The sequence below is a fragment of the Sandaracinobacter sp. T42 genome, from assembly GCF_059115405.1.
Map to the genome: position 1 here is coordinate 1354121 of NZ_CM181101.1, position 19879 is coordinate 1373999.

Sequence of the window (19879 nt, forward strand, 5' to 3'; positions counted from 1 at the left end):
CAGTCTTAGCGCGGGCGGCGGCGCAAAGCCATGCCGGGATTCAGCGCCGGCCGGCCCGTTTCACCCTTGGCCGCGGCTCCACCGGGATCACGCGCTGTGCCGTCAGCCGGCCATCGCCCGATTGCAGCAGCTCGAACTCCACCTTCGTGCCGGGCGGCAGCGATTCCAGCCCCGCCTCCACCAGCGCAGAGGCGTGCACGAACACATCCTTCGGTCCCATGTCCGGGCGGATGAAGCCAAAGCCCCGCGCGGTATCGAACCAGAGGATGGAGCCCTGCGCCATTGCGTCACATCTGTTACAAACCCGGCCCATCCAACGCAACGGGGTCAAAGCCCAGTCGCGCGGGCCGCCAAAGGGTCAGATCCCCCGCCGTCGCGATCAGCCACAGCCAGGACATGTCGGAAACACCGTCCCGGTCGCGCCGGCTCGGCACCGCCTGCCCATCCGGATGGCTGTGCCAGCAGCCCAGCAGTTGCAGCGGCCCGGCGCGGCTGCGGCGGTGCGCATCGAACAGGTGTGCGGGGTCGATCTCAAATCGGTGCCGGGGCTCGGGCGACACATTGGCCGCCACCGTCGCTTCCCGGATCTCACCGGGGACGCCGAACAGCAACCCGCAGGCTTCATTGTGGCCGGATTGCCGCACCGCCGCGCGGATTGCGGCGGTGGCGGCGGCCGAAATCCGCACCGGGCTTGATTGATCGGCTTTGCACCCCAATTCCATGGGCAATGAATGGGGGCAACCGGATTTCCGCGCAAGAAATGGCAGATCTGCGCCATGCGACGCTGGCGGCGGAAGCAGCCGGCTGGCGGCTGGATCGTGCGCTGGCGGCCGCCGTCCCCACCCTGTCCCGCGAGCGGCTGAAGGCCCTCGTCTCCGCCGGCGCGGTCGAGGTGGACGGCCGGCAGGAACGCGATCCCGCGCGAAAGATGAAGGGGGGGGAGGCGGTTTCCGTCGCCATCCCCGCCGCCCGCCCGGCGGAAGCGGAAGGCCAGGATATCCCGCTCGATATCCGGTACGAGGACGATCATCTGCTGGTCGTCGAAAAGCCCGCCGGCCTCGTCGTCCATCCGGCCGCGGGCAATCTGGACGGCACGCTGGTGAACGCGCTTCTGCATCATTGCGCGGGGCGGCTTTCGGGCATCGGCGGCGTCGCCCGCCCCGGCATCGTCCACCGGATCGACAAGGACACCTCAGGCCTGCTCGTCGTCGCCAAGACGGATCGCGCCCATGCGGGCCTTGCCGCGCAGTTCGCGAAGCACACGATCGGCCGCCGCTATCTGGCCGTCGTGTCGGGGTTTCCGGTGCCGCCGGCCGGCCGCATCGAAACCAACCTCGCCCGTTCGGAACAGAACAGGCAGAAGATCGCGGTGGTCCATCCCCCGCGCGGAAAGCGCGCCGTCACCCATTATCGCGTTCGCGAGCCGCTGAAGAAGGCCGCGCTTGTCGAATGCCGGCTGGAAACTGGGCGCACTCACCAGGTGCGGGTGCACATGGCCCATATCGGCCACCCGCTGGTGGGCGATCCCGTCTATGGGCAGGGGCGGCTGGCGGATGTGTGCAGGCGTCTCGGTTTCCACCGGCAGGCCCTGCACGCCACCGCGCTGATATTCGAACATCCCGTCAGCAAAGAAATTCTGACGTTCGAAAGCCCGGTCCCCGATGATATTCAGCAACTGCTAATCGCGCTGGGTGAAGCTTGAAGACAACAGGCGCGAGGAGATCGACATGACCAGCAATGTGCCCGCCGGCATCCCGGCTCTCGGCCCCGATGCCAGCCTGAACCGCTATCTGGCGGAAATCCGCAAATTCCCCCTGCTCGCCCCGCAGGAGGAATATATGCTCGCCAAGCGCTGGCAGGAGCATCAGGATCCGGAAGCCGCGACCCGGCTCGTCACTTCGCACCTGCGCCTCGTGGCGAAGATCGCCATGGGCTATCGCGGCTATGGCCTGCCCGTGTCCGAACTGATCGCAGAGGGCAATATCGGCCTGATGCAGGGCGTGAAGAAGTTCGAACCGGAACGCGGCTTCCGGCTCGCCACCTACGCCATGTGGTGGATCAAGGCCTCCATCCAGGAATATATCCTGCGCAGCTGGTCCCTCGTGAAGATCGGCACCACGGCGGCGCAGAAGAAGTTGTTCTTCAACCTCCGCCGCATGAAGAACAAGCTGGAAGCCATCGAGGACGGCGATCTCCACCCGGACGACGTGAAGAAGATCGCGACCGATCTCGGTGTGCCCGAAGACGATGTGGTGCAGATGAACCGCCGCATGGCCAAGGGCGGGGATACCAGCCTGAACGCCCCCCTGCGTGAGGATGGCGAGGGCGAATGGCAGGACTGGCTGGCGGATGACAGCCCCAGCCAGGAAACCCTGACGGCAGACCGGCAGGAAGCGGATATCCGCCACGATCTGCTGCGGGAAGCACTGATGACCCTGAACGAGCGCGAGCGCCACATCCTGACGCAGCGGCGCCTGATCGACGAGCCGCAGACGCTGGAGGACCTTTCCCAGGAATATGGCATCAGTCGCGAACGCGTCCGCCAGATCGAGGTGCGGGCTTTCGAAAAGCTTCAGAAGGAAATGCTGAAGATCTCGCAGGATCGCAAGCTGATCGAGGCGTAGTCGGGCGCCGCTAGCCCGCAAACCCGCCGGCCGACAGGAACGCAAGTTCCGCCGCGGTGGATTGGCGGCCGAGGATCGCGTTCCGGTGCGGGAAGCGCCCGAATCGCCGGATTACGTCGCGGTGTACCTCGGCATGGTGCAGCCACGCCCCACCCAGCGGCCGGATCAACTCCACGGCCCTGTCCTGCAGCGCCACATCCTCGGCATGCTCGTAGGGCAGGTACATGAACACCCGCAGCGCCTCGTCCACGGCCCGATCGTGCCCGGCGGCGATGGCGCGATCCGCCACCGCCATCGCCAGTGCGTCGGATGCGAACATCCGCGCCGTGCCCCGGAAACAGTTGCGGGGGAACTGATCCAGCAGAAGAATAAGCGCCAGCGCGCCGTCCGCCCGGGCCTCCCAGTCCGAAAGTCCGCCTTGAACGGCAGCGTCATGCACGTGCGCGAAGGCGGCACGGAAGCGGTCGTCGAAGGCGGCGTCCTTGGCGAACCACGCCTTCGGGCCGGCTTCGCGCCAGAAACGCACGACATCGGAGGGCGCCGTGGCGGATGCTGTCATCAAGGAATCCCCGTCAGCTTGTGGGTCTGCAGGCTCAGCCGCCACTTCGGATTCTTCAGGCACCAGTCGATCGCGGCGTCGATATTGGCCTTCTGCGCCGGCCCGTCCATCGGCTGCACGAAGAAATGCGCGAAGTCCCAGCCCTCCACGTCCGGGGGAAGCAGCCCCGCCTGCGGGTACACCAGCTTCAGCTCGTCGCCCCTTCGCTGCACTGTATCCGCCCCCGCCTTGGGGCTGATGCACAGCCAGTCGATCCCCTCGGGCGCCGCCACCGTGCCGTTCGATTCCACCGCAATGCGGAAGCCTCGCGCGTGCAGGGCGTCGATCAGCGGCGCATCCAGCTGCAGCAGCGGCTCGCCGCCGGTGCAGACCACCAGCCGGTGCGCCGTGCCCGGCCCCCACATGGCCGCCACCGCGTCCGCCAGCGCATCCGCATCCGCGAACTTTCCGCCGCCGGGCCCGTCGGTGCCCACGAAATCCGTGTCGCAGAAGCGGCACACCGCCCTGTCCCGGTCCTGCTCCCGCCCCGTCCACAGGTTGCAGCCCGCAAAGCGCAGGAACACCGCGCGCATGCCCGTCTGCGCCCCTTCGCCCTGCAGTGTCAGGAACAGTTCCTTCACGGCATAGCTCATGGCGTCACGCGTAGGCCGTCGGGTCCGGGATGCCGGCTTCGCTGAAGCCCTTCTTCCGCAACCGGCAGGAATCGCAGCGGCCACAATGCAGGCCATCCGGCGTCGGGTCATAGCAGGACCAGGTCATCCCCATGTCCAGCCCGGCCCTCGCCGCCGCTTCCACGATCCCGGCCTTGGAAAGATGCAGCAGCGGCGTGTGCACTCGATACCGCGCCGTCCCTTCCACGCCCGCCTTCGTCGCCAGGTTCGCCATCGTCTCGAATGCCGACACGAACACCGGGCGGCAATCCGGATAGCCGGAATAATCCAGCGCGTTCACCCCGATCAGCAGATCGGATCCGCCGGCCGCCTCCGCCCAGCCCAGCGCGACAGACAGGAAGATGGTGTTGCGCGCAGGCACATAGGTGATGGGGATGCCCGGCAGGACGCCCTCTTTCGGCACGTCGATGTCGGCCGTCAGCGCCGATCCGCCGAAGCCGCGCAGGTCCAGCGGCAGTCGGATATGCCGCTCCACCCGGTAATGCGCGGCCAGTGCATCGGCCGCCGCCAGTTCGCGCCGGTGCCGCTGGTTGTAGTCGATGGTCAGCGCCAGCACCCTGGCGCCCGCATTGCTGGCCATGGCAAGGCAGGTCGCGCTGTCCAGCCCGCCCGAAAGCAGCAGCACGACGGGCCGCCCCGCCAGTTCACTTATTGGAATCTCGTTGACTGACATCAATTATCCTCAAGAGCCACGTTTGTAGACGCAAGGCTGCGGCATTGCTACGCTTGCCGGATTGCACCCCTGCCATTAGGGGCGCAGGCGATTTTGGTGCGGGAAAGGCGCGAACCCAGGTGGTCGACTACAGCCAGATCTTCAAGGCCGCGATCGAGCGGCTTCACGAGGAGGGGCGATATCGCGTCTTCATCGATATCCTGCGCAACAAGGGCGGCTTCCCCAACGCCCGCTGCTTTGCGGGCCACAACGGCCCCAAGCCGATCACCGTCTGGTGCTCGAATGATTATCTCGCCATGGGGCAGCACCCCAAGGTGATCGCCGCGATGGAGGAAGCCCTCCACGATGTCGGCGCCGGTTCCGGCGGCACCCGCAACATCGGCGGCAACACGCACTACCATCTGGATCTCGAAGCCGAACTGGCCGATCTCCACGGCAAGGAAGGCGCGCTGCTCTTCACCTCGGGCTATGTCTCGAACGAAGCGACGCTCAGCACGCTTGGCAAGCTGCTGCCGGGCTGCATCATCTTCTCCGATGAACTGAACCACGCCTCGATGATCGCGGGCATCCGCCATTCCGGCTGCGAAAAGCAGGTGTGGCGGCACAATGATCTCGCCCATCTCGAGGAACTGCTTGCCGCCGCCGATCCGGCCGCGCCCAAGCTGATCGCCTTCGAATCCGTCTATTCGATGGATGGGGACATCGCCCCGCTCCACGCCATCTGCGACCTGGCGGACAAATATGGCGCACTCACCTACCTCGATGAAGTGCATGCCGTGGGCATGTACGGCCCCCGCGGCGGCGGCATCTCCGACCGGGACGAAGCCGCCTCGCGCATCACCATCATCGAAGGCACGCTGGGCAAGGCCTTCGGCGTGATGGGCGGCTACATCGCCGCAGACCAGACCATCATCGACTGCATCCGCAGCTATGCCCCCGGCTTCATCTTCACCACCTCGCTCAGCCCGGTGCTCGTCGCCGGCGCGCTGGCCAGCGTCCGCCACCTGAAGGCCTCCTGCGAAGAGCGGGAGGGCCAGCAGAAATCCGCCGCCATGCTGAAGCAGCTGATGGCCGAAGCCGGCCTGCCCGTGATGCAGAGCGTCAGCCACATCGTGCCGCTGATGGTGGGCTGCCCGGTGAAGGCGAAGAAGATCAGCGACATCCTGCTCGCCGAATATGGCGTCTATGTGCAGCCGATCAATTTCCCCACCGTTCCGCGCGGCACCGAACGCCTGCGCTTCACCCCCGGCCCCGCGCACGACGAAGCCATGATGCGCGAACTGGTGGCGGCCCTCGTGGAAATCTGGGGCCGGCTGGAACTGCGCGCCGCCGCCTGAACGGGGGCCGCTTGACGGCATCCGGCAAGCGGCGCCGTCCGCCTTCGCGGGCGCTGGCGGAAGCGTGAAGGCCATGCCCGCATCTTGGCGAACGCTTACATATGGCGCATAGGGGTGCCGGTACCCCACAAGGGGTTGCGATTCACATCCGAACTTGGGGCGCGCACCGTTGAAGATCGCAATTGCATCCGATCATGCGGGCTATCCGCTGAAGGTCGTCCTCGCGGATGATCTGCGCGCAGCCGGCCATGAAGTCCTTGATCTCGGCGCGGCAGACGCCGTCACCTCCGTCGATTACCCCGATTTCGGCCGCGCCTGCGCCGAAAGGGTGGCTTGCGGAGAAGCGGCGTTCGGCGTCGTCGTCTGCGGCTCCGGCATCGGCATCTCCATCGCGGCGAACCGCGTCCCCGGCGCCCGCTGCGCGCTGGTTCACGACAATCTCGGCGCCCGCCTCAGCCGTCAGCACAATGACGCCAACATGATTTCCTTCGGCGCCCGCCTCACCGGTGTCGAAACCGCGCGCGATGCCCTTCGCGCCTTCCTCGAAACCCCGTTCGAAGGCGGCCGCCACGCGGCCCGCCGCGACAAGCTCGGCTAAGGACCCCCAAATGAGCGCAAGGCCCGCCCAGACCTCCGCAAACGGAAACAGCTTCTTCGGCGCAAGCCTTGCCGAAGCCGATCCGGCCGTCGCCGCCGCCGTGAAGGGTGAACTCGGCCGGCAGCAGAACCAGATCGAGCTGATCGCATCGGAAAACATCGTCAGCCGCGCCGTCCTCGAAGCGCAGGGGTCGGTGTTCACCAACAAATATGCCGAAGGCTATCCCGGCAAGCGCTATTATCAGGGCTGCGAATATTCCGATCAGGTGGAACAGCTGGCCATCGATCGCGCCCGCCTGCTGTTCGGTTGCGAATATGCCAACGTCCAGCCCCATTCCGGCGCGCAGGCGAACGGCGCCGTGATGATGGCGCTGGTGAAGCCGGGCGAAACCATCCTTGGGATGAGCCTCGATGCCGGCGGCCACCTCACCCATGGCGCGAAGGCCGCGCAATCGGGCAAATGGTTCAACGCCGTGCAATATGGCGTGCGCCCCGATACCCACCTCATCGATTACGACGCGCTGGAAGCGCAGGCGATCGAGGTTCAGCCAAAGCTGATCATCGCCGGCGGCTCGGCCTATCCGCGCCACATCGATTTCGCCCGTTTCCGCGCCATCGCGGACAAGGTCGGTGCATACCTGCACGTCGATATGGCCCATTTCGCGGGGCTGGTCGCGGCCGGGCTCCACCCCTCGCCGCTGCCCCACGCCCATGTCACCACCACCACCACGCACAAGACGTTGCGCGGCCCGCGCGGCGGCATGATTCTCTCCAACGATCCCGATCTCGGCAAGAAGCTGAATTCGGCGGTGTTCCCCGGCCTTCAGGGCGGGCCGCTGATGCATGTGATCGCCGCCAAGGCGGTCGCCTTCGGCGAAGCACTGGATCCGTCGTTCAAGGTCTATTCCCAGGCCGTTCTGGATAACGCCCGCGTGCTCGCCGCCACGCTGAAGGCGCGCGGTTGCGACATCGTCGCGGGCGGCACCGATACCCACCTCGCCCTCGTCGATCTCCGCCCCAAGGGCCTCACCGGCAAGGATGCGGACGAGGCGCTTGAGCGCAGCCACATCACCTGCAACAAGAATGGCGTGCCTTTCGATCCGCTTCCGCCCACGAAAACCAGCGGCATCCGCGTCGGCAGCCCGGCCGGCACCACGCGCGGCTTCGGCACGGCCGAATTCGAAGCCATCGGCCACATGATCGCGGACGTGCTGGATGGCCTCGCCGCCAACGGTGCGGAAGGCAACGCCCAGGTCGAGGCCGATGTGCGCGCCCGCGTCTCCGCGCTTACCGCGCGCTTCCCCATCTACGGCTGAAAGGATCGATTGAGATGACCGACCCGGATACGCCAGAAGCCCCGAAGAAGCCCGCGAAGAAGGCCGCCGCGCCGAAGGCTGCGAAACCCGCCGCCGAAAAGGCCCCGCCGAAGCCGCGCGCGGCCAGGCCGAAGCCCGAAGCCGGCCCCGCGCGCGAAGCGAAGCCCGCGCCCGACAAGGTGGAAAAGCTCGTCGACGAGGCGCTGGAAGCCGGCTCGAAGATCACCGAATCCGAAACCGGCAGGAAGGTCGTCGATACGGCCGAACAGGTCTTCGACAAGGCCGGGGAACTTGTCGGCAAGGCGCTGGACAGCGATGCCGGCAAGAAGGTCACCGCCGCCGCCGCAGACCTTCAGAAGAAGGCGCTGGAAACCGAAGCCGGGAAGAAGGTGGCCGACGCCGCCGGCGATCTCGCGGACAAGGCGATGGCCAGCGAATATGGTCAGCAGGCGAAGAAGGTCTGGCAGACTCCGCTGGGCCGCAACGTCGGTGTGGGCACGGCGGCCGGCGCTGCACTGGGCCTTGTGATCCTCAATCCGCTGATCGGCGCCGTCGTCGGCGGCGGCATCGGCTATCTCGCGACGCTCGCCAAGAAGTCCAAGAAGAACTGATGCGCTGCCCCTTCTGCCACCACGAAGACAGCCAGGTGAAGGACAGCCGGCCGACAGAGGACGGCAGCGCGATTCGCAGGCGGCGGCAATGCCCCGCCTGCGGCGCCCGCTTCACCACCTTCGAACGGGTCCAGCTTCGCGAACTGATCGTCGTGAAGAAAAGTGGCAAGAAGGAACCCTTCGATCGCGAAAAGCTCGCCCACAGCGTGATGATCGCCTGCCGCAAGCGGGAAATCGATGCCGACCGCATCGAACGGTTCGTTTCCGCGGTGCAGCGCCAGTTGGAAGCCATGGGCGAAAGCGAGATCGAAGCCGGCCAGATCGGCGCGCTGGTGATGCAGGGCCTGGAACGGCTGGATCCGGTCGCCTACGTCCGCTTCGCCAGCGTCTACAAGGATTTCCGCGAAGCCCGGGATTTCGAAACCTTCGTCGGCGGTCTTTCGAAAACCGTCCTGAAGGGCGAGACGGCCTGAACCCTGCCGGATGTCCGGGCGGGGCAGGGCGCCTCGCTATCGTTTCTGCGATCGTCGGGGGCTAGATAGGATCCAGGACATGCGAATGAAGATATCTCGCGCTGCAATGCTTGGGCTTGGCTTCCTCCTGTCGGTTCCGGCGCTGGCCGCAGAGCCCCGGTGTGCCACCGTGTCCGACAGCAATCTTCCGCCGGCCTTTTCCACTTGGGGCCAGCCGGCTCGTGCCGTTGCCGCCGGGGCGACCGCCGCTGCCGCCGCGCGGATCGAGCTGGACGTTCCGGCCGAAATCCGCCTGCTGCCCGCAATCACGCCCGCCATTGCGCCGGGGCGCAGTCGCCCCGTGGACAACGCCCATGCCGGGCTGCTTGTCGTGAGGATTCCGGGGGCAGGCAAATGGCGCGTCGGCCTGTCCGGCTCCGCCTGGATCGACGTGATCGGCACGGACGGAAAGCCGGTCGCGTCGGCCGGACATGGACATATGGCGCCCTGCACAACGCTGAAGAAGGTGGTGGAGTTCGACCTGCAGGCCGGGGACCATCTGATCCAGATCAGCGGAAATCCGGGGCCGGCCTTGAAGCTTCTCGTCAGCCCCGGATCCTGAGGGTTCAGCGCGGCGCCAGTTCGAACGCCATGCTCACCGTCGCGGACAGTCCCACTTCGCCGGGGGAAACCGGCGGCGCGGCGGCCGCCTCGGCCGCAACCATTCGCGGCATCGGCATCGGCGGGCGCTGCTCGAACCCCTCGCTGATGGATGTGATCCGCACCACCCGAAGCCCCGCCGCCTGGGCATAGAGCTCGGCCCGCGCCCGCGCCCTGGCCACGGCTTCGGCCCGCGCCTTGTCCAGCAGCGGCTCCGGGGCCGCCACGCGGAAGTCCGGCCCGTCGATCTGGTTCGCGCCTTCCTTCACTAGCGTGTCGATTACCCGTCCGGCCGCCTTCAGGTCGCGCAGCGTCACCTGCACCCGGTTGGAGGCCTGGAATCCCGTCAGCACAGGTGGCTGATTCTGTTCATAGCGGAACTGCGGCTGCAGGTTCAGCCCGCTGGTCTGGATGTCGCGGTCGGCAACGCCCGCCTTCTTCAGGGCGGCGATCACGCGCACCATCTTCTCGCTGTTGGCGGCCAGCGCCGCCTGCGCTTCGGCTGCCTGTGTCACCACGCCCGCGCCGATTCCGGCGATGTCCGGTGCGGCCTGCACCTCTGCCGTGGCTGTCAGGTTCAGTGTCGCGGGCTGCTGTTGGGCAACGGCCGCGCTGGTCGTCATTGCGGCGGCGATCGCAGCGGCCAGTTTTGCGCGTTTCATGCGGATCTCCCGATAAGGCGGCTGGGCCGCTGATGGGCCGGATCAAAGCCCGGCCCACCTTTCGCAGGGCTGAAGCGCCCCGACGGCTGCCGTTCAGGCGGACCGGTTGCTGATCATCCGGTAGATCCACAGCAGCAGCACGGCGCCCGCTGTCGCCAGCACCAGATTCCAGATCATTCCGCCGGTTCCAATCCCGATGAAGTTGGCGAGGAAGCCGCCCAGCAGACCACCGGCAACGCCGATCAGAATGGTGACGATCAGACCGCCCGGATCCTTCCCCGGAAACAGCCATTTCGCCAGCGCACCTGCGATCAGGCCGATCACGATCCAGCCCAGAATTGAATAGTCCATGGCAGTCTCCCCATGTGTTGCCGGCCCAGGCCAGCGGCCGGGGCCTGCGGCATGCTCGCGCAGCCGTTGCAACTTTGCAATGGAGACAGCGTGTTTTTCCCTTGCCCGCAACATCCAGCCTTTATTCTGCCGCGCCCTTTGTGTATGAGGCCCGCGCTTGCAGCTGTTATCCGGTTCAATCCGGAAATGGGTCGGGCGGGGCACTGCTGTCTTTGAGGGGAGCGGCAGGGCCTGAAATACGGGGGAGGCCGCATCATGTGGACGCCCCTGCCAATCAACAAGGCTTGGTATCGGCATGAACATGCATCTGTCCCCTCAGGATCCCGAAGTGCGGGCCCAGCTGGAGCGCGGCTCCATCGAATCCCTTGAAGACACGCAGGCGAAACGCCGCCGCACCCGGCTGATCGTGCTCGTCTCCGCGCTGGTGGTGGCGGCCTTCATTGGCTTCCTCGTCTGGAAGGCGAATGCGCCCAAGCCGTCCACGCCGCCGGCAGCGCCCCCGTCCGTCACCGTGCTTGTGCCCGGCACAACGGCCGTTGCGGACCGTGTGGCCGCAACGGGCACCATTCACGCCCGCCGCGACATGCCCGTGGGCGTCGCCGGCGAAGGCGGCATGATCTCGGCGATCCGTGTCGAAGCGGGCCAGTATGTCTCGAAGGGCCAGGTGCTCGCCGAAATCGATTCCGCCGTCCAGCGTGCCCAGCTTCAGCAACTGCAGGCCGCCGTCGTGCAGGCAGAGGCCGACGCCCGCCTCGCCCAGTCGGAACTGGATCGGGCGCAGGCCCTGGTTTCGCGCGGCTTCATCTCAAGGGCCGATATCGACAGGCGGACCGCCACGCGTGATTCCGCCCGCGCCCGCGTCAGCGTCGCGCAGGCGCAGGTGCGCGAAATGCAGGAGCGTCTGAACCGCCTCGCCATCCGCGCGCCGGAAGCGGGTCTCGTGCTCCAGCGCATGGTCGAACCCGGCCAGATCGTTTCGCCCGGCTCTGGCGCCCTCTACCGTGTCGCCGCGGGTGGCCAACTCGAACTGCGCGCCCAGGTCGCCGAGCAGGACATGCCCGGCCTCGCCGTCGGGCAGGCCGCAACCGTGAACCCGATTGGCTCGGGCAACAGCTATGCCGGCAGCGTCTGGCTGCTGGAACCTGCGATCGATCCGCAAAGCCGTCAGGGCGTCGCGCGCATCGCGCTCCCCCGGGCGGACGAACTTCGGGCGGGCGGTTTCGCCTCCGTCGTGATCGAAGGCGCGCAGGCGCAGCGGCCGCTGCTGCCGCAATCGGCGGTGCTGTCGGATCGCGAAGGCACTTATGTGATGGTGGTCGGCGCAAACAATGTCGTGAAGCGCGTCGCCGTCAGCACGGGGCAGGTCACATCCCGGGGCGTGGCCATCCTCTCCGGCCTTTCCGGTTCGGAACGGGTGGTCCAGTCCGCCGGCGCGTTCCTGAATCCCGGTGAAAAGGTCACGCCCAAGCTGGCCGCGCCAGCGGCCCAGTCCGCCCGCTAGGAGCGTTCCGCGATGCGCAACATCTCCAGCTGGTCGATCCGGAACCCGATTCCGCCGATCATGCTCTTCGTGCTGCTGACGGCTGTCGGCGTCCTCAGCTTCTTCCAGATGAAGATCACCCAGATGCCCGACATCTCGGTGCCGATGGTGCAGGTGATCGTCAGCCAGCCGGGCGGCGCCCCGCCGGAAATCGAAACCCAGGTGACCCAGCGCGTCGAAGGCGCGGTTGCGGGCATCGGCAATGTGAAGAGCATCAGTTCCTTCGTGCAGGAAGGGTCCAGCGTCACCAGCGTGGAGTTCCACCTGGGCACCCCCGTGGACCGTGCCGTGAACGATGTGCGCGATGCCGTCACGAAGGTCCGCTCGGACCTGCCGGACGGCATCCTCGAGCCGCAGGTGAAGCGGGTGGAAATCGAAGGCGGCGTGATCGCCTACATGGCTGTCAGCTCCACCTCGATGACGCTGGAACAGCTCAGCTGGTTCGTGGACAACAACGTCGCCAAGGCGCTCACCTCCATTCCGGGCGTCGCCCAGGTCAGCCGGGGCGGCGGCGTCAGCCGCGAAATCCGCGTCAACCTCGATCCGGCGCGCCTGCAATCCTATGGCATCACGGCGGCGCAGGTGAACAGCCAGCTTCGCCAGCTGAATCTGGATGCCCCCGGCGGCCGGACAGAGATTTCCGGATCCGAACAGGCGGTCCGCGTGCTGGGCGGCGCCCGCACGGCGCAGCAGCTTTCGGAAACCCGCATCGCCATCGCCGGCGGCCGCGACATCCGCCTGGGCGACGTGGCCGAGGTGCGCGACGGCGCATCCGAACAACGCGCCATCGCCCGGCTGAACGGCCGGCAGGTCACCAGCTTCGGCATCTTCAAGGCCAAGGGCGCATCAGACGTCGAAGTCTACGACCGCATGAACGCCAAGCTGGAGGAACTGGAAAAGCAGTTCCCCGGCGTCACCTTCGACGAGCTGTTCACCACCGTCAAATACACCAAGATGGAATACAGCAGCGCCATGCAGGCGATGTGGGAAGGGGCCCTTCTCGCCGTCATCGTGGTGTTCCTGTTCCTGCGTGACTGGCGCGCCACCATCATCTCCGCGCTCGCCATCCCCTTGAGCGCGATCCCGACCTTCTGGTTTATGGACATGCTGGGCTTCACGCTCAACACCATCAGCCTGCTCGCGCTCAGCCTTGTCGCGGGGATTCTGGTCGATGATGCCATCGTTGAGATCGAGAACATCGTCCGCCATATGCGAATGGGCAAGTCGCCCTACCAAGCCTCGCTCGACGCCGCGGACGAGATCGGCATGGCGGTGGTCGCAACCACCTTCTCGATCATCGCCGTCTTCCTGCCGGTCGCCTTCATGCCCGGCATTCCGGGGCAGTATTTCAAGCAGTTCGGCCTGACGGTTTCGATCGCGGTGTTCATGTCGCTGCTCGTCGCGCGGCTGATCACGCCGCTGATCGCGGCCTATTTCCTGAAGCCCCATGGCGAGAGGGCGCATGGTGAAGGGCCCTGGATGCAGCGCTACATGAAGCTGCTGGCCTGGACGGTCCACCGCGAGCCGCAGAAGCGTCATGGCGGTTTTCTCAGCCGGTTCTGGGGCCAGATCGAAGCACATGCGCGTCCGCTCACGGTCGTCGGCCTCGGCTTCGCGTCCTTCTTCCTCACCATCTTCCTGTTCATGCAGATGCCCCAGGGTTTCCAGCCCGACGGCGACTTCGGCTCTTCCCAGATCCAGATCGAGCTGGCGCCCGGCGTGACGCTTCAGGACACGACGCATGTCGTCGATCAGGTGAATGCGCTGCTGAAGCAGCAGCCGGAAGTGAAGCAGGCCTTCGAATATATCGGCGACGATGGCGATGTCCGCCGCGCCAATATCTACATCAACCTCGTGGACGCGAAGGATCGCGACGTCACCACGAAGGAGTTCGAACGCCGCGTCGCCCCGCAGCTGATGGGCATCCCCGATGCGCGGATCAACTTCGCGTCGATGAACGGCGGCTTCAACGGGCGCGACATGGTGATCATGCTGGCGGGCGATGACCCCGTCCTCCTCGATCAGACGGCCCGAAAGCTGGAAAAGGAAATGCAGGGCCTGAAGGTGCTGCGCGATGCCCGCATCAATGGCGACATCGAACGGCCCGAGATCCTGATCCGGCCGAAATTCGACGTGGCCGCCCAGCTGGGCGTCACGGCCAGCACCCTGTCGCAGACGATCCGCATCGCGACGCTGGGCGACATCGAGCAGAACATGGCGAAATTCTCGCTGTCCGACCGGCAGGTGCCGATCCGCGTCAGCCTCGTCGAAAATGCCCGCGCTGACATCGACATGCTGTCGAACCTGCCGGTTCCGACCGCATCCGGCGGCTTCGTGCCGCTGAAGGTGGTGGCCGACATCAGCTTCGGCGCCGGCCCCACCCGCATCCGCCGCTACAACCAGAGCCGGCGCATCGCGCTCGAGGCAGATCTCAACGGAGTCGAGTTCGGAGACGGGCTGAAGGCCGTTCGTGAACTGCCGACGATGAAGAACCTGCCCGCGGGTGTGCAGGAGGTGAAGCAGGGCCAGGCCGAGGTCATGGAAGAGCTCGTCACCGGCTTCATGGTGGCCATTGTGTCGGGCGTGATGCTGGTGTTCGCGGTGCTCGTGCTGCTCTACCGGCGCATCCTGCCGCCGTTCGTGAACATGGGCTCGCTGCTGCTGGCCCCGCTGGGGGCCGTCATCGCGCTTATCCTCACGGGTCACGCCGTGACAATGCCGGTCTATATCGGCCTGCTGATGCTGCTGGGCATCGTCGCCAAGAACTCGATCCTCCTGGTCGATTTCGCCATCGAGGAAATGCGCCACGGCGTGGACCGCGAAACGGCGATCCTGGATGCCGGCCACAAGCGCGCCCAGCCGATCGTGATGACAACCGTCGCCATGACCGCCGGGATGCTGCCGGTGGCCCTTGGCATCCACGGGGATTCCAGCTTCCGCGCCCCCATGGCGATCGCCGTGATCGGCGGGCTGCTCTTGTCCACCGTGCTGACGCTGGTGATCGTGCCGGCGGCCTTCACCCTCGCCGACGATGTGGAACAGAAGCTGGGGCCGTTGTTCAAGCGCCTCTTCACCAATGGCGGCGAGGCCGGTTCGGAACCGGCGCAGACGCCGGCTGCGGGGCCGCAAGCTGCCGAGTGACGCAAAGGAACAGCAGCCGTCGGCGCGGCTGGAGCAGGGCCTCCGCCTGAGACGGGTGGCGACGGGCCTGCTCGTGCTGATGGCGGCCCTGCTGGCGGCCTCCACCTGGGCGATGGCCCATCTGCATCCGCAGTTCGTGTGGGTGCAGGCCTTCGCGGAAGCGGCGCTGGTGGGCGGCCTTGCCGACTGGTTCGCCGTCACCGCGCTGTTCCGGCACCCGATGGGCGTGCCGATTCCGCACACGGCCATCATCCCGAAATCGAAGGACAGGATCGGCGATGCCCTCGCCGTCTTCCTGAAAGACAACTTCCTCACCCCGTCGAACGTCGCGCGCCGGCTGGATGGCTTCGATGCCGCCAACGCCCTCGCCGGTGTTCTGGAGCGCCCCGCATCGGGCGGCCGGGTGCGGCGCGGCGTCTCGCGCCTGATCGGGCAACTGGCGGAAACCCCGGCGGCGGGCGCGGTGATGCAGCGGTTGCAGGAGGGCGCCAGCCAGCGGCTGCGCGAACTCGAAGTGTCACCCCTGCTGGGCCGGATGCTGGATGCCATGATCGCGGATGGCCGCCACCGGCCTGTGATCGATCAGCTGATCAACTGGGCGAACGACGCGCTCGACAGCCAGGAGGGCCTGATCCGCGCCATGGTGGAGGAACGCACCAGCTGGGTTCTCAGGCTGGTGAATGTGGATGAACGCATCGCAAACGAACTGGTGAACGGCCTGCGCGGCCTGTTCGCCGATCTGGCCGCCGATCCCGGCCACCCCTTGCGCGAACGGGCGGACCGGGCGCTGGCCAACCTCGCGTTCGATCTCCAGCACATGCCCGAAACCAAGGCCAGGGTGGAACGGGTCAAGCGGGAGCTCCTCTCCAACCCCGCCGTGGCGGACTGGCTGGAAGGCCTTTGGGCCCGCGCGAAGGAAGGGCTGCTGAACATGGCCCAGGGCGATGGCTTCAGCGAGATCGGCGAAGCCATGGCCCGCTCCCTGCGCGACGATCCGCAGCTGTCCGGCGCCGTGAACCAGCTCGCCCGCCGCGCCGTCGTCGGCACGGTCGCGGATCATGGCGACAACATCGTGAAGCTGGTGTCCGAAACCGTGAAGGGTTGGGATGCCGCCACCATCACGGACCGGCTGGAAGGCGCGGTCCTGCGCGACCTGCAGTATATCCGCCTCAACGGCACCCTCATCGGCGGCCTCATCGGCCTTGCGCTCCATGCCGCGCTGATGCTCTTCGGCGCGGCCTGAACGGGCAAGCGCCATTCCCTTGCGCGCACGAACCCCCTAGATCCTCTCCGCATGGCGAAACCCCAGACGCGTTATGTGTGCCAGGCCTGCGGCAGCGTGGCCCCGAAATGGATGGGGCAATGCCCTGACTGCGGCGAATGGAACACCCTGCAACAGGAAGCCGCCGCCGCCGTCACGCCCTTCGCTCAGAAACACAGCCTGAAAACAGGCGGCCGCGTCCTTCAGATGCAGCCGCTGGATGCCGCGATCGAGCTGCCGAAGCGCCTGCCGACGGGCTTTGCCGAACTGGATCGCGCGCTGGGTGGCGGACTGGTCCCCGGCTCGGCCGTGCTGATCGGCGGCGATCCCGGCATCGGCAAGTCCACCCTGCTGCTGCAGGCGGCGGGCCGGATGGCGCGCGCCGGGCACCACGTCGCCTATGTCTCGGGCGAGGAGGCGGCCGATCAGGTGCGGCTGCGCGCCCGGCGGCTGGGGTTGGCGGATGCGCCGGTGCAACTCGCGGCGGCCACATCGGTGCGCGATATCCTGACCACCATGGGGCAGGGCGCGGCGCCGACCCTGCTGGTGATCGATTCGATCCAGACGATGCACAGCGATCAGCTGGAAGGCGCGCCGGGTACCGTCAGCCAGGTGCGTGCAGCCAGCCTGGAGCTGATCAGCTGGGCGAAAACCTCTGGCACCGCCCTCATTCTGGTTGGCCATGTCACCAAGGACGGCCAGATCGCGGGCCCCCGCGTGCTGGAACATATGGTGGATGCCGTCCTCTATTTCGAAGGGGAGGGGCGGCACCAGTATCGGGTGTTGCGCGCGGTGAAGAACCGCTTCGGCGGCACCGACGAGATCGGCGTGTTCGCGATGGAATCCGACGGCCTTGCCGAAGTGAAGAATCCCTCCAGCCTGTTCCTCACCCAGCGCGAGAAGGCCGTGGCCGGTGCGGTGGTGTTTCCCGCGCTTGAAGGCACGCGCCCGGTGCTGGTGGAACTTCAGGCGCTGACCGTCCGGCTTCCAAGCGGCGCCACGCCGCGCCGGGCGGTGGTCGGGTGGGACAGTTCGCGTCTCGCCATGATCCTCGCCGTGCTGGAAGCGCGCGCGGGCCTCGGGTTCGGCGGGGCGGAAGTCTATCTGAACGTGGCCGGCGGCCTTCGCGTGGTGGATCCGGCGGCCGATCTGGCGGTTGCCGCCGCCCTCGTCTCGGCGCTGCTGGATCTTCCCGTTCCGGGCGATGCGCTCGCCTTCGGGGAAATCGCGCTTTCGGGCGAGGTGCGGCCGACGGCCCACCCCGCGCTCCGCCTGAAGGAAGCGGAAAAGCTGGGGTTCACCCGCGCGCTTGTTCCACCCGGCGTGTCCGGCGTGGGCAGCCTGAAGGCCGTGTCCGTCGCGTCGGTCGCGGCTCTCGTTGACCGGATCAAGGCGGGGGCCTAGGCGGCAGGCCATGGATATCGTGGATCAGTTCACCGGCTTCGACTGGGTCGTCGTTTCCCTCGTCGGGCTTCTCGCCATCGTGGGCCTTCTGCGCGGCTTCACGCAGGAAGCGCTCAGCCTCGCGGGATGGATCCTGGGCATCGTGGCGGTTCGCATGTTCCACCAGCCCGTCACCTTCTGGCTGGCGCCGAAGGTCGGCGGGGAAGCGTCCGGCGCGATCATCGCCTTCCTCCTGCTGTTCTTTGGCACGGTGATTGTCGCCCGGCTGATCGCGGGCGCGGCCGGCGGCCTTGCCAAGCGCAGCGTGCTTGGGCCGATGGATCGTCTGCTGGGCCTGGGCTTCGGGGCGCTCAAGGGCCTGATCCTGGGGTCGGTCATGTTCCTGCTCGCGCAATTCGCCACCGGCCTGTTCGATCCCGATCAGCAGCTGCCGGACTGGCTGATGGAAAGCCGGACGGCGCCCCTGCTCGGTCTCAGCGCCGATGCGATGGTGGGCTGGGTGCACGAACTTCAGGATGAAAAGGCCGAAAGCCGCGGTTTCGAACTGCCGCCGGGCCTCGTGCCGCCGCCGGGCGCCTTGCCGCCGGGTCACCCGGAAATCGACCCCGAATTCGGCGCCCCGACAGAACCGGAGGGCGGCTACAGCCGGGAAGACCGGCGCGCGCTGGACGAACTGCTGAACGAAGGCGCGAAATCCGGCGACCAGGTCGATATCTGATGCCCGCAATCCGCCTCTACGACACGCTCAGCCGCACGAAGAAGCCGCTCCGCACGCCGGAACCGGGCAAGCCGATCACCCTCTATGTCTGCGGCCCCACCGTCTATGGCCGCGCGCACATCGGCAACGCCCGGCCCGCCGTGGTGTTCGACACGCTCTACCGCCTGCTCCGGCATGTGCACGGCCCCGAAAATGTCCGCTATGCCCGCAACATCACCGACATCGACGACAAGATCATGGCGAAGGCGGTGGCCGAAAACCGCAGTCCCCAGGCCGTCGCGGCCGAGTTCGAGGCCCATTATTTCGCCGACATGGCGGCGCTGGGCTGCCTGAAGCCCGATTTCAACCCGCGCGCCACCGAACATATCGCCGGCGACCATGGCATGATCGCGATGATCGCGGCCCTGATCGCGCGCGGCCACGCCTATGCGGCGGACGGCCATGTGCTGTTCGAGGTCGCCACCTTCGATCGCTACGGCGAACTTTCAAAGCGCTCCATGGACGAGATGATCGCCGGCGCCCGCGTGGAAGTGGCCCCCTACAAGCGCAGCCCCGGCGATTTCGTGCTGTGGAAACCCAGCACGCCGGATCAGCCCGGCTGGGACAGCCCCTGGGGCCGCGGCCGCCCCGGCTGGCACATCGAATGCTCCGCCATGATCCGCAGCGTGCTCGAAACCGACACGATCGACATCCACGGCGGCGGGCTGGATCTGCAATTCCCCCACCACGAAAATGAACGCGCCCAAAGCTGCTGCGCCCATGGCGGCGCGGAACTGGCCCGCATCTGGATGCACAACGGCTTCCTGACGATGGGCGAAACGAAGATGTCCAAGTCGCTGGGCAACATCGTCACGCCCGGCGAACTGCTGGAGGCGGGCTGGAATGGCGAGGTGCTGCGCCTCGCGCTGCTGTCCGCCCACTATCGCCAGCCGCTGAAATGGGACGACGCGCTGCTGGAACAGTCCAGGGCCAAGCTGGACCGGCTCTATCGCCGCAAGGCGGAAGGCGGGGCCGGTTCGCCGGATGCGCCCGCCGCGCTTTACGATGATCTCAACACGCCAGAGGCGCTGGCAACCTTCCCGGACGGGGCCGGACTGCTCGGCTTCGGAACCGCCGACCCTGAACGCTGGTTCACCGCCGGCGCCGACGCCGCCGCCATCGAAGCCGATCTCGCCCGCTACCGGCAGGCCCGCGCCGCGAAGGACTGGGCCGCGGCCGATTCCATCCGCGACGCGCTGAAAGGGCAGGGCATCGAACTCTCCGTCGCGAAAGACGGCACGACCAGCTGGCGAAAGGCCTGAA

At 66.9% G+C, this 19879-nt stretch carries 21 protein-coding genes; 14 read left to right on the forward strand and 7 right to left on the reverse strand.

All coding sequences use genetic code 11. The annotated features are described in order from the left end of the window. Positions 1-40: 40 nt before the first annotated feature. Complete coding sequence (locus ACW9TV_RS06510) at positions 41-283, reverse strand: cold-shock protein (protein ID WP_494302698.1); 243 nt, start codon at positions 281-283, stop codon at positions 41-43. 13 nt (positions 284-296) lie between these two features. Next, on the reverse strand, positions 297-686 hold the full coding sequence (locus ACW9TV_RS06515) for a M67 family metallopeptidase (protein ID WP_494302699.1): 390 nt from the start codon (positions 684-686) through the stop codon (positions 297-299). Positions 687-760: 74 nt separating this feature from the next. Here ACW9TV_RS06515 and ACW9TV_RS06520 point away from each other — a divergent pair, with 74 nt between their 5' ends. Then, the gene (locus tag ACW9TV_RS06520; protein ID WP_494302700.1) at positions 761-1702 is read left to right on the forward strand and encodes an RluA family pseudouridine synthase; all 942 of its coding nucleotides are present in this window, start codon (positions 761-763) and stop codon (positions 1700-1702) included. 25 nt (positions 1703-1727) lie between these two features. After that, positions 1728-2624, forward strand: coding sequence for an RNA polymerase sigma factor RpoH (gene rpoH / locus ACW9TV_RS06525; RefSeq protein WP_494302701.1), 897 nt, complete (start codon positions 1728-1730; stop codon positions 2622-2624). A 10-nt stretch (positions 2625-2634) separates the two neighbouring features. Here the strand turns inward: rpoH and ACW9TV_RS06530 are convergent, their stop codons facing one another. Genes ACW9TV_RS06530 through queC form a run of 3 tightly spaced genes read right to left on the reverse strand, consistent with a single transcriptional unit; the run spans position 2635 to position 4527 of the window. Then, positions 2635-3183: a DUF924 family protein gene (locus tag ACW9TV_RS06530; RefSeq protein ID WP_494302702.1), complete on the reverse strand. Its 549-nt coding sequence runs from the start codon at positions 3181-3183 to the stop codon at positions 2635-2637. Then, entirely contained in the window at positions 3183-3815 is a 633-nt protein-coding gene (queE, locus tag ACW9TV_RS06535; RefSeq protein ID WP_494302703.1) for a 7-carboxy-7-deazaguanine synthase, read from the reverse strand. Before queE ends, ACW9TV_RS06530 begins: the two co-directional genes overlap by 1 nt. Positions 3816-3819: 4 nt before the next feature. Continuing rightward, positions 3820-4527, reverse strand: coding sequence for a 7-cyano-7-deazaguanine synthase QueC (queC, locus tag ACW9TV_RS06540; protein ID WP_494302704.1), 708 nt, complete (start codon positions 4525-4527; stop codon positions 3820-3822). Positions 4528-4646: 119 nt separating this feature from the next. Here queC and hemA point away from each other — a divergent pair, with 119 nt between their 5' ends. The 6 genes from hemA to ACW9TV_RS06570 all read left to right on the forward strand — a co-directional run bounded on the left by hemA (position 4647) and on the right by ACW9TV_RS06570 (position 9462). Then, complete coding sequence (gene hemA / locus ACW9TV_RS06545) at positions 4647-5864, forward strand: 5-aminolevulinate synthase (protein WP_494302705.1); 1218 nt, start codon at positions 4647-4649, stop codon at positions 5862-5864. Between the two features lie 169 nt (positions 5865-6033). Continuing rightward, positions 6034-6462, forward strand: coding sequence for a ribose 5-phosphate isomerase B (gene rpiB / locus ACW9TV_RS06550; RefSeq protein ID WP_494302706.1), 429 nt, complete (start codon positions 6034-6036; stop codon positions 6460-6462). A 10-nt stretch (positions 6463-6472) separates the two neighbouring features. Then, positions 6473-7777: a serine hydroxymethyltransferase gene (glyA, locus tag ACW9TV_RS06555; RefSeq protein ID WP_494302707.1), complete on the forward strand. Its 1305-nt coding sequence runs from the start codon at positions 6473-6475 to the stop codon at positions 7775-7777. A 14-nt stretch (positions 7778-7791) separates the two neighbouring features. Next, positions 7792-8388: a hypothetical protein gene (locus ACW9TV_RS06560; RefSeq protein ID WP_494302708.1), complete on the forward strand. Its 597-nt coding sequence runs from the start codon at positions 7792-7794 to the stop codon at positions 8386-8388. Then, positions 8388-8861 carry a transcriptional regulator NrdR gene (nrdR, locus tag ACW9TV_RS06565; RefSeq protein ID WP_494302709.1) on the forward strand — a complete coding sequence of 158 codons (474 nt, stop codon included), beginning with the start codon at positions 8388-8390 and terminating at the stop codon, positions 8859-8861. The genes ACW9TV_RS06560 and nrdR overlap by 1 nt, the downstream gene beginning before the upstream one ends. 85 nt (positions 8862-8946) lie before the next feature. Then, a complete protein-coding gene (locus tag ACW9TV_RS06570) occupies positions 8947-9462 on the forward strand; it encodes a hypothetical protein (RefSeq protein ID WP_494302710.1) in 516 nt (171 codons plus the stop codon). 4 nt (positions 9463-9466) lie between these two features. Here the strand turns inward: ACW9TV_RS06570 and ACW9TV_RS06575 are convergent, their stop codons facing one another. Both ACW9TV_RS06575 and ACW9TV_RS06580 read right to left on the reverse strand, forming a co-directional pair. After that, entirely contained in the window at positions 9467-10162 is a 696-nt protein-coding gene (locus tag ACW9TV_RS06575) for an SIMPL domain-containing protein (RefSeq protein ID WP_494302711.1), read from the reverse strand. A gap of 93 nt (positions 10163-10255) precedes the next feature. Then, positions 10256-10513, reverse strand: a complete 258-nt coding sequence (locus ACW9TV_RS06580; protein ID WP_494302712.1) for a GlsB/YeaQ/YmgE family stress response membrane protein — start codon at positions 10511-10513, stop codon at positions 10256-10258. Positions 10514-10814: 301 nt separating this feature from the next. Between ACW9TV_RS06580 and ACW9TV_RS06585 the strand changes: the two genes are divergently transcribed. From ACW9TV_RS06585 to cysS, 6 genes are read left to right on the forward strand one after another with little or no spacing between them, the layout of a single operon-like run. Next, a complete protein-coding gene (locus ACW9TV_RS06585; protein ID WP_494302713.1) occupies positions 10815-12014 on the forward strand; it encodes an efflux RND transporter periplasmic adaptor subunit in 1200 nt (399 codons plus the stop codon). Between the two features lie 12 nt (positions 12015-12026). Continuing rightward, positions 12027-15194, forward strand: a complete 3168-nt coding sequence (locus ACW9TV_RS06590; protein ID WP_494302714.1) for an efflux RND transporter permease subunit — start codon at positions 12027-12029, stop codon at positions 15192-15194. 55 nt (positions 15195-15249) lie between these two features. Further along, positions 15250-16437 (forward strand): DUF445 domain-containing protein, encoded by a 1188-nt coding sequence (locus tag ACW9TV_RS06595; RefSeq protein WP_494302715.1) that lies wholly within the window; start codon positions 15250-15252, stop codon positions 16435-16437. Between the two features lie 51 nt (positions 16438-16488). Then, positions 16489-17859, forward strand: coding sequence for a DNA repair protein RadA (gene radA / locus ACW9TV_RS06600; RefSeq protein WP_494302716.1), 1371 nt, complete (start codon positions 16489-16491; stop codon positions 17857-17859). Positions 17860-17869: 10 nt separating this feature from the next. Beyond that, positions 17870-18577 carry a CvpA family protein gene (locus ACW9TV_RS06605; protein ID WP_494302717.1) on the forward strand — a complete coding sequence of 236 codons (708 nt, stop codon included), beginning with the start codon at positions 17870-17872 and terminating at the stop codon, positions 18575-18577. Further along, positions 18577-19878 (forward strand): cysteine--tRNA ligase, encoded by a 1302-nt coding sequence (gene cysS, locus ACW9TV_RS06610; protein WP_494302718.1) that lies wholly within the window; start codon positions 18577-18579, stop codon positions 19876-19878. Before ACW9TV_RS06605 ends, cysS begins: the two co-directional genes overlap by 1 nt. Position 19879 lies beyond the last annotated feature (1 nt).

Excerpts from the sequence above, each read along its gene's own strand:
- ACW9TV_RS06510 (WP_494302698.1), bottom strand. The coding sequence starts at position 283 with ATGGCGCAGGGCTCCATCCTCTGGTTCGATACCGCGCGGGGCTTTGGC.
- ACW9TV_RS06520 (WP_494302700.1), top strand. The coding sequence starts at position 761 with ATGGCAGATCTGCGCCATGCGACGCTGGCGGCGGAAGCAGCCGGCTGG.
- rpoH (WP_494302701.1), top strand. The coding sequence starts at position 1,728 with ATGACCAGCAATGTGCCCGCCGGCATCCCGGCTCTCGGCCCCGATGCC.
- ACW9TV_RS06530 (WP_494302702.1), bottom strand. The coding sequence starts at position 3,183 with ATGACAGCATCCGCCACGGCGCCCTCCGATGTCGTGCGTTTCTGGCGC.
- queE (WP_494302703.1), bottom strand. The coding sequence starts at position 3,815 with ATGAGCTATGCCGTGAAGGAACTGTTCCTGACACTGCAGGGCGAAGGG.
- queC (WP_494302704.1), bottom strand. The coding sequence starts at position 4,527 with ATGTCAGTCAACGAGATTCCAATAAGTGAACTGGCGGGGCGGCCCGTC.
- glyA (WP_494302707.1), top strand. The coding sequence starts at position 6,473 with ATGAGCGCAAGGCCCGCCCAGACCTCCGCAAACGGAAACAGCTTCTTC.
- ACW9TV_RS06560 (WP_494302708.1), top strand. The coding sequence starts at position 7,792 with ATGACCGACCCGGATACGCCAGAAGCCCCGAAGAAGCCCGCGAAGAAG.
- nrdR (WP_494302709.1), top strand. The coding sequence starts at position 8,388 with ATGCGCTGCCCCTTCTGCCACCACGAAGACAGCCAGGTGAAGGACAGC.
- ACW9TV_RS06570 (WP_494302710.1), top strand. The coding sequence starts at position 8,947 with ATGAAGATATCTCGCGCTGCAATGCTTGGGCTTGGCTTCCTCCTGTCG.
- ACW9TV_RS06575 (WP_494302711.1), bottom strand. The coding sequence starts at position 10,162 with ATGAAACGCGCAAAACTGGCCGCTGCGATCGCCGCCGCAATGACGACC.
- ACW9TV_RS06580 (WP_494302712.1), bottom strand. The coding sequence starts at position 10,513 with ATGGACTATTCAATTCTGGGCTGGATCGTGATCGGCCTGATCGCAGGT.
- ACW9TV_RS06585 (WP_494302713.1), top strand. The coding sequence starts at position 10,815 with ATGCATCTGTCCCCTCAGGATCCCGAAGTGCGGGCCCAGCTGGAGCGC.
- ACW9TV_RS06590 (WP_494302714.1), top strand. The coding sequence starts at position 12,027 with ATGCGCAACATCTCCAGCTGGTCGATCCGGAACCCGATTCCGCCGATC.
- radA (WP_494302716.1), top strand. The coding sequence starts at position 16,489 with ATGGCGAAACCCCAGACGCGTTATGTGTGCCAGGCCTGCGGCAGCGTG.
- ACW9TV_RS06605 (WP_494302717.1), top strand. The coding sequence starts at position 17,870 with ATGGATATCGTGGATCAGTTCACCGGCTTCGACTGGGTCGTCGTTTCC.
- cysS (WP_494302718.1), top strand. The coding sequence starts at position 18,577 with ATGCCCGCAATCCGCCTCTACGACACGCTCAGCCGCACGAAGAAGCCG.